Below are 8,704 nucleotides of genomic sequence, written 5' to 3'. Positions count from 1 at the left end.
GCAGATATTCTGAAGTCTAAAATCTCAACACTCAAGAATCTTTATGAAGAGAATAAAATGGGGGGTGGATAAGTCCCCCATTTGGTCCAAAGAAAATCGCAATGTTAAATATCATTGGCGATAAGATAAGGTTACTGATTAGAAGGCTGTATCTCTAGCCTAAAGTGATAATACGAATAGTTTCGGTGACAAACGGCTAAAGTATTACCATTATTCACCTTTTGTAACATGTCAAATCTAGCTTCAACCGCCATATTCGATTTCAACAGCTGTAGCAGTTTCATCCATAAACGCTTCTGCTGCCTTTCGCTCTCTTTCTTTTGCTTCTTTACTAACATCCCTACAATTAGTACGTCGTATGTTGGAGCCTAATCTAGATTGTTCGGTACATTTAATTTTAATTTTTTTAGATTCAGCAACCTTTGTCACTTCTTCTACTGTTGCTTCCGTTTTTTTGTTTTCTACAACTTGCTCTGAAGTAGAATTACACGCAGTTAATATTGCACAAGCGGCAACTAAAATTACATTAAAGGTTTTCATTTTTTCAATCTCCAAAATAAAAATACCGGCGAATTCGCCGGTATTTGTGTTTCAAATCTCTTTTAGAATTGAGCCTCTAGACCCAAGAACCATTCACGACCATTCGGGAAGTGATATGAACGTGAATAATGAGGCCAACCGTAATCTGTATAATCAGGTTTAGGGCCTTCATCGGTAATGTTGTTTACACCCACTTTAAGTACAGAATTGTAGTAAGGTAGGTTGTAACTTGCCGTCCAGTTCAAAGTCGTTAAGCTATCAATTTTAGTTGAATACCCAAAATCTGGGTCATCACGGAATGTTTCTACATTATCACCATTCATCTCGCCTACATAACGCACAGATAGCGTTGTACCAAAGTCCGAAATGTTGTAACTGATAGAGCCAGTAGAACGCCACTCAGGTACACTTGAATCAGCAATATTATCAATCACAGGATCTGTTGATGTAGTTTGCTCTTCATATTTACTTAAATATGATAAGTCACCTTTAAACTTAAGTTCACCTGCAGAAGATAAATCTACATTATATGTAAATGAAGTATCAACACCTGCTGTTGTTTGATTCGATAAGTTCTGAGCAGTTTGGTTAATAAATGTGATTACACCTGTATTATCACGAGTGATTAAATTACCATAAATATCTGAGTTATTTGCAATTTCTTGCGCTGTTAAAGTTGAAACGATGTCATCGATCTGAACTTCCCAAATATCCATTGTTACACTCCAGTTATCGCCAGAGTAAACAAAGCCAACATTCCAGTTTGAGCCAGTTTCAGGGTCTAAATCTGCATTTGGACCTGAAAGTGATGTAATATAAAGCTCACCATTACATGCAGGGATTGAACTATTTGGATCTACTTTACCACCTTGTGCAGCACAACCGTCTGGATCTGTAATTTGGCTAAAGCCAGTTGAAGTATCACCGTATACACGTTGCATATCAGGTGCACGGAATGTCGATGCCCAAAGAGCTCGAATTAGCAACTCTTCCATTGGACGATATTCAGCACTAATTTGAGGTGAGAAGCGGCTCCCAAAATCACTAAAGTCGTCATGGCGACCTGCAAGAGTAACATTTAAGCTGTCAATAACTGGAATTAAAACTTCACCATAAGCCGCCCAGTAATCACGTGCACCTTGACCTGATGCACCACCAGTTGAGAGTACTCCACGACGTTGACGCTCTTCATCAGCCACATCATAAAACCATTCTCGCGTACTTTCTAAACCAAATGCCCAGCTAATTTCACCAGCTGGTAGCTCAAATGCAGTTCCATTTAAGCCAAATTGGAACGAAGATATGTTCGATTCAGCTTCAGACCAGCCTGTATACTTTGATTCAGCAACTTGTGAACTTGAAAGAGGATTTAATAATGAGTGACCATTTCCAGCTGTTAGAACATTGTAAAAATCGCCTACCGATGCATAACCACGATTAAATACCATAACTTCAGAGCGGCCAAAGTTATATGAAAAATCATAGCCAATATCATCCGTAAGATCACCACGGAAACCAGTTACAAAATTATAAACCTTTGTTGAAACATCTGTAATACGATTACCATACTCTTTTAAACGACGACGGTATTCATAGTTACCATCACCCAAGTTTGCAAAGTCGCCATTGAAAGCTGTGCGTTTGTCAAAAGTTGTAGATAAATCGTTAAAAGCAGTCAGTGAAGGGTCTACTGTAACGATTAAATCATTTCCATCTACTTTGAATTTATAGTCATTAATTGCCATTGGTTCGATATTAGTCATTGAACCAGAGCTAGTAAAATCTGTACGTCCGTAAAACTCGTGACTATCATTCAATTCATAATGGAAATTCACCATTGATGATAAACGATCTTGTTCCGGAAGTAGATCACGCGTAGCCGAACGATCGAAGCCACAGAAACTTCCCCAATATTTGTAACCTTGCGCATTACACTCTTCTTCAGGAAGAGAATAACCACCAGGACCTGCGATACGTGCACCATAACTTGAATAAGAGTTAAACGGATGATCTCCAAATGCTAAATCTGTATGAATATCGAAATTCTCACGATCTGTTGCTTTTAGCTGTTCTTTTTGATCATATTCAAGTAAGAAAGTGATATTACCTTTGTCAGACGATGTACCAACTGTTAGTGCTACGTTATCTTGTGCACGTCCACCTTCAAAGGTATCACCTGTGCGAAGTTTCAGACCCACACCATCATAATCTTTTTTAAGGATGATGTTGATAACACCGCCCATTGCATCCGAACCATAAATAGCTGAAGCACCTGTTGTTAGAACGTCAATACGCTCAACAGCAGCGAGTGGTAAGTTTGCAGTATCGATAAAGTTACTTGTACCACCTGCAGCTTTTGGATATTTCATTAAGCGCTTACCATCAATAAGCGTTAAACTACGACCCATACCAGCACCACGTAAGTTAACGCCTGAAGCTGCTGGAGTAAATCCATGCACAGATTGGCCTGTCATCGAGCCACCAGTATTCTGAGCTAAGCTATCAAGCACATCTTGTACTGATGAAAAGCCACGACTTTCCATTTCAACAGAAGTTAATGTTACTACTGGTGAAGCAGCTTCCATATCTGTGCGCTTGATACGAGAACCGGTTACTTGAATGCGCTCAACCTCACTAGCTGAAGCTTCCTCAGCAGCAGCTAAATTAAAGTTTGTACCTGCAAGCAGCGCTGATGTCATTGCTATTTTTAGCGCTGATTTTTTAAATGTATTCATTAAGATAATCTCCCTGGATTTTAATTACGTAGACAAAGTCATACGCAAACCTCAACCTAATTACATTAAAAGATTATTTCCAACGCTTTTATTTAAGAGGACTGAAGATAGTGTTGAACGGCAACACCACCCTTTTGAAAGCACCTTTTTGAAAAGAAAAGATACAAGTGTTAAAACTATGTGATTATTTTTAAATTAAAAATGGGGTTGAGAAGCCCGCCCCTCCCCCAGAAAGTTTAATTATCACGAGTAATTTCAGGTTTTCTCAGTCGTTTTAATGTGTTTTGTGCTACTTCTTCATCTTTTTTGATTTGCTCTATAGTTCTACATACTTTTGTTTTTCGATTACTACCTGTACGTGACATCATTTCACATCGCACACCTTGTTCTTCAGCGAGCATTTCATTTTGTTCAACATTGAGCGCCTGTTGACGTTTAAACATATCTTGTGACGATTCACAGCCCGATAGAAATAGTAGGGCTGTAACTAAATATATAATGTGTTTACGCATTTTATCTTCCTTATCTAAAGGGGGTGATAGCTCACCCCAAATCCTGAAAAATGCTAGAAGCTCACAACTGCACGCAAATACATATAACGGCCAATGATGTCATAAGTCGCTACGTCTGTATTTGCACCAAATGCTGAATACACAAATGGCGGCTCTTCATCAAATAAATTATCGACGCCAGCAGTAATAGATAAGTGATCTGTTACAAGGTAGCTACCCTGTAAATCTACTACCACATTTGAATCTACTTTGCGTTCAAATGGGTCCGTCCACCAACCTTGCTCTACTTCATTTACACTATCTATATATCGAGTCGTTAACGTTGCATCCCACTCATCCATCGACCAACCGATAATAAAGTTCGTTTTCAACTCGGCAAAATGACCGTCATGGTTTCCTTCAAAACGTCCCACATGATCAATCGACTCAGATGTTAAGTGTTTGTCATATTCAAGAAGGTAGGTTCCATCTAACGACAAGCGCCATTCACCAAACTTTGAATCAAAGGTATAGCGAATATCAAAGTCAATTCCAGAAGTATCAATGCCACCTACGTTAACCGCGTAATCGTCTACAGTCGTGATACCACCATAAGCAGGGCTGTCAGGTGCAAATCGTTTAATACGATTACAGTACTCACCACTTTCGAAACATCCTGTCAACGCGCTCTGTGTACCGACGGTTGATAGTGCGTTGTCTAGTTGAATTTCCCAATAATCGACACTGAAAGACAAATTTTCAATAAAGTCTGGTGTATAAACCATACCTACTGTCAGTACATCTGCTTCTTCTGGCTCAAGCTCAATAGTGCCACCCCAATTTACAGCACCACCTGTATTTGTTGGTATTTGTTCTACGCCATCAGAATTGTAGCCATTTGAAGGAACACCTGTAGACAGACAATTTGACCAATTAGCTGAGCTTTTTATTGCATTATATGCTGCTTGATCTAACTCTCCTTCGGCATCACGGTAGGTATTGGCATCACACGGGTCCGCAGCCTCTGGGAACCCTATAGCCGCACCACCAACTAAATCATCAATAGTTGGTGCACGAAAAGCTGTTGAAACAGTTGAACGAAGCAATAATGCGTCCGTTGGCATCCATTTAATACCAACTTTACCAGACGTATTATCACCAAATGAGCTGTAATCTGAATAACGTACAGCGGCACTTAGCTCCAACATATGCGCAAATGCGACATCATCTAAAATTGGTACAATAACCTCACCATAATACTCTTGCACATCATAACCACCTTCAGTACTCACCGCGTCACCAGCGGTCGTCGTACCTTGTAAAATAAGCGTATCTGGTTTGTAATATCCAGACTCCTTACGATATTCATAACCTGCCGCAAAACCAACAGGCCCAGCAGGTAATTCGAATAGGTCACCAGAAACTACTGCTGAAATTACCTCTTGACGATTTTGACCAAGCTCAACCGTGTTATAGTCACCCGATATATACTGCAACATATCCGATGTAATTCCGGTTTCAGTACCAGGTTGTCCAAAAATATTGAGAGGCAAGCAGCCATCAATTACTGTGTTTTCTGAATTTAAACATACTAATTGAGCACCATTTGCTGCATCAACTACTGGATTACCATTTGCATCAGTAATTAAAGACCCGTTTTCATCTAGCCAACCAGTTGGGCCAACAGCTTCAGCAACCCTTTCTAAATTAAAATAACCTTCCGTGCGCTCGGTAGAGTCACTTTGGCCAAAGTTATAAGAAATTTCCCAGTCCCAACCATTTGCAAAAACACCATTAAAACCAACAACTGTTCTAAGTGTTTTGTAGTCACGAATATTCAGTCGGCCGCCCGTATCTTCCATACGACGACGCCAATCATTAATCTGGTAAGAATTGCCATTTGAATCTTTTGGACCATATTTTAAGTTGTAGTAATTATTCGGAGAGTAAGGTGCTTCAGTATTAAAAAATATTAATGGTGCTAGAGGTTCTGGAGCAATTAACCGTTTACCAACAGTTTGCACATAACTTACTTCAGCAAATGAATTCACTTCACCGAGCACACCGAACTCACCAAGCAAATAGTTTGCAAATACATTTGCGTATTTACGTTTACTTGGTGTTTGTAAGTAGTTAACTGGGTTATAGTTATATGAGTCAGTGGCACCGTCAAAGGGGCGCCAATCTCCGTAGTCGGGGCCTCGTGTTACATTTTGATCCGCATTTGGATTTTCTGGGTTATTAGCTGAGCCAGGGGCACCATCCACATTTGACCATGGCGGCGCTGATGAGCCTCCTCGCTGAGTAGAACCATCAGGGAATGCTCTGAGTTCATACTCTGAAAAAGCACGATCCCCTTGAAAGGCATCTCCTTGATCGTTATAGCCCAATGCAACAACCACATTACCTCGGTCACTTGCTGTACCAAAAGTTAAATCAATCCCTTTTGTTTCAGCATCACTTTCACCGCTTTGGCCTGCATTAAGTTTGAGTTCAAAACCTTCATAATCTGAACGTGTAATTATGTTTACTACCCCAGCAATGGCATCAGAGCCATATGTAGCAGATGCACCATCTTTTAAAACTTCTACACGTTTCACAACAGACGTAGGAATAGTATTTAAATCAACCGATGCGTTAGCACCATTACCACCCGCAACTACACGCCGCCCATTTATTAGCACTAACGTTCTTTCATCACCGATACCACGAAGTGAGAAACGCGTACTAGAGTCGCCACCATTATTAGTTTGGGTATTAACTGCTGCACCAGCAGATGAAGTTAAATTTTGTAATAAATCACCAACGTTATTTACACTCATCTTGCTTATAGCAACAGCATCAATTGTTGTGACAGGGTTAGCCCCCTCCATATCTGTACGCTTTATTCTTGAACCTGTGACTTCGATTCTCTCTACTTGATTTTCTGCCGCCTCTTCAGCAGCTGTAGCTGTAAAACAAAAACTAGAGAACAGTGCTGATGAAATTGCTATTTTCAATGCCGATTTTTTAAATTGAACCATTGAGTTTCTCCCTGAGATATTTCTATTGTTATTTTTAATAAAATCAAAAAACAACGTAATAAACCCTACATTTAGTTACCATCTCGAATACGTAAGCGGCAGAAAAAACACACAAAGCGGCAATTGTTAAAGTTTTAGTAACAAAACAAATAATTTATTTACAAAACTCAAAATTTACAAAGCCTTTAATGGTAATAACCACTAACATTTTGTTACTCCTTGTTACCCAAAAACACTTATCAATGATAAGATTAAGTGACAAAATAAAGGCCTATTTGTCTAGAGGGAGCTTGTACAATGAAAAAGTTCAGTCTCGTTATTGCTGATGAAAAAGAAAGTAATAAATCAGTATTAAAAGCTTTATTGAAAGATTATCCCAACTTTGAAGCAATCGCCCTTGCCTTTGATTGGCGAGAGGCCATTAGTATCGCTCAGACAATGCAAGCCGATGTTCTCTTCATTAATAACAACCTTTTGCCAAGCAGTGAATCTCTAGAAACGCTTGCAAAAGAATGTCCTGAATTCACACAAATTGTTTACTTAGGGGATTCAGATGCGCAAGCAATATATGCATTTGAATACGACTTTGCAGACTACTTACTTTTTCCATGTGATACCGAACGTTTTGATAAATGTATTCAAAAGTTAAATAATCGGTTAAATATACAACCCCAATTACCACTAAATAATATTCAGTCATTAATTGAACAGTTAAATGATCAGGAACAGACATTAGTCGTTAAAGACTCTGGAAGGATTAAATTAATAGAGTGTAGCGATATTATTTGGATTGGAGGCGCAGGCAATTACGTAGAGCTTTATTTAGTTAATGAAGAGCGTCCAGTGCTGCATCGTGAAACATTATCAGCAATGGAAAATAAACTAAGCAATGCTGGATTTATAAGGATCCACCGCAGCATTCTAGTTAGGAAAAAATGCATTTCAGAATTAAAGCCAACAGAAAGTGGTGATTACCAGGTAACATTACGAAACGGTCATCAACTCAGCTTATCTCGTCGTTATAAATCAGCTATGACAGGTATAATCTAATACGGTACGGTGTATTAGATATACCATAATAGTAAGTCATTCATTAATATTTACTTACAGTTTGTGCTACCATTGCTGCACATAGTCAATAACGCGACCTCTTATCTATGCAGTTTGTCAAATACACACCCTTTTTTGTAACCTGCTTCCTACTAGTTGGCTGTCAGTTAGGTATATCAAATAATAGAGCATCCGATATCAACACAATCAGTGACGCTGAAAGCAAACTTAATCTACTGATTAACGACAAATCATGCAATGCTACATTTCAATGCAGAGTAATCGCTTATGGTGAAAGAGCATGTGGCGGTCCAAGTAAGTTTGATATCTACTCAATAAAAAATACCAAACAGGAAGAAGTTGAGTTTATTGCAAATGAAATTACACAATTCGAAAAAGCATACAATAAAAGCTCTCAACACCTTTCAACATGTGAACACAACACATCACCTCAAACGCTATGCATTAATAAAGTATGTGAGTTAGTAGAAAGAGCACATTAGTTTAAAACTATAAACACAGTATTATTATTGATCCAAAAGTCATCTTTTCGCCGCAAGAACAAGCAGAGATAGCTTAACAGGATTCAGGGCTCAGGGCTCAGGGCTCAGGGTTCAGGGTTCAGGGTTCAGGGTTCAGGGTTCAGGGTTCAGGGTTCAGGGTTCAGGGTTCAGCAGTATTGTGAAGTCTGGTTGCTTATTTCTAAAATCGTTTAACGCCAAAACGCAAAAAGCCCGCTCATTGAGCGGGCTTTCTACTTAATTAGGAGCTTGGCGATGTTCTACTTTCACATGGGCGAACCCACACTATCATCGACGCTGTTTCGTTTCACTTCTGAGTTCGGCATGGAGTCAGGTGGTTCCAA

Annotated in this window: 6 protein-coding genes and 1 rRNA gene; 2 read left to right on the top strand and 5 right to left on the bottom strand. The window is 39.3% G+C overall.

The window, feature by feature from the left end:
- Positions 1–243 precede the first annotated feature (243 nt).
- From AAEU29_RS18940 to AAEU29_RS18925, 4 genes are all read right to left on the bottom strand, one after another.
- Positions 244–540: a hypothetical protein gene (locus AAEU29_RS18940; RefSeq protein ID WP_421974775.1), complete on the bottom strand. Its 297-nt coding sequence runs from the start codon at positions 538–540 to the stop codon at positions 244–246.
- Positions 541–602: 62 nt separating this feature from the next.
- Positions 603–3,275 carry a TonB-dependent receptor plug domain-containing protein gene (locus AAEU29_RS18935; RefSeq protein ID WP_421974774.1) on the bottom strand — a complete coding sequence of 891 codons (2,673 nt, stop codon included), beginning with the start codon at positions 3,273–3,275 and terminating at the stop codon, positions 603–605.
- 236 nt (positions 3,276–3,511) lie between these two features.
- Positions 3,512–3,787 (bottom strand): hypothetical protein, encoded by a 276-nt coding sequence (locus AAEU29_RS18930; protein ID WP_421974773.1) that lies wholly within the window; start codon positions 3,785–3,787, stop codon positions 3,512–3,514.
- A gap of 53 nt (positions 3,788–3,840) precedes the next feature.
- A complete protein-coding gene (locus tag AAEU29_RS18925) occupies positions 3,841–6,789 on the bottom strand; it encodes a TonB-dependent receptor plug domain-containing protein (protein ID WP_421974772.1) in 2,949 nt (982 codons plus the stop codon).
- A gap of 297 nt (positions 6,790–7,086) precedes the next feature.
- On the opposite strand from AAEU29_RS18925, the gene AAEU29_RS18920 reads away from it, so the two are divergent.
- Positions 7,087–7,839 (top strand): LytR/AlgR family response regulator transcription factor, encoded by a 753-nt coding sequence (locus AAEU29_RS18920; RefSeq protein WP_421974771.1) that lies wholly within the window; start codon positions 7,087–7,089, stop codon positions 7,837–7,839.
- 107 nt (positions 7,840–7,946) lie between these two features.
- Entirely contained in the window at positions 7,947–8,342 is a 396-nt protein-coding gene (locus tag AAEU29_RS18915; protein WP_421974770.1) for a hypothetical protein, read from the top strand.
- Between the two features lie 265 nt (positions 8,343–8,607).
- Here the strand turns inward: AAEU29_RS18915 and rrf are convergent.
- Positions 8,608–8,704: ribosomal RNA gene (gene rrf / locus AAEU29_RS18910) — 5S ribosomal RNA — on the bottom strand; the annotation flags it as partial.

It is taken from the genome of Pseudoalteromonas aquimarina (genome assembly GCF_049257255.1).
GTDB lineage: Bacteria > Pseudomonadota > Gammaproteobacteria > Enterobacterales > Alteromonadaceae > Pseudoalteromonas.
Note: the sequence above shows the minus strand (reverse complement) of the source record. Positions and strands in the feature narration are given on the sequence as shown.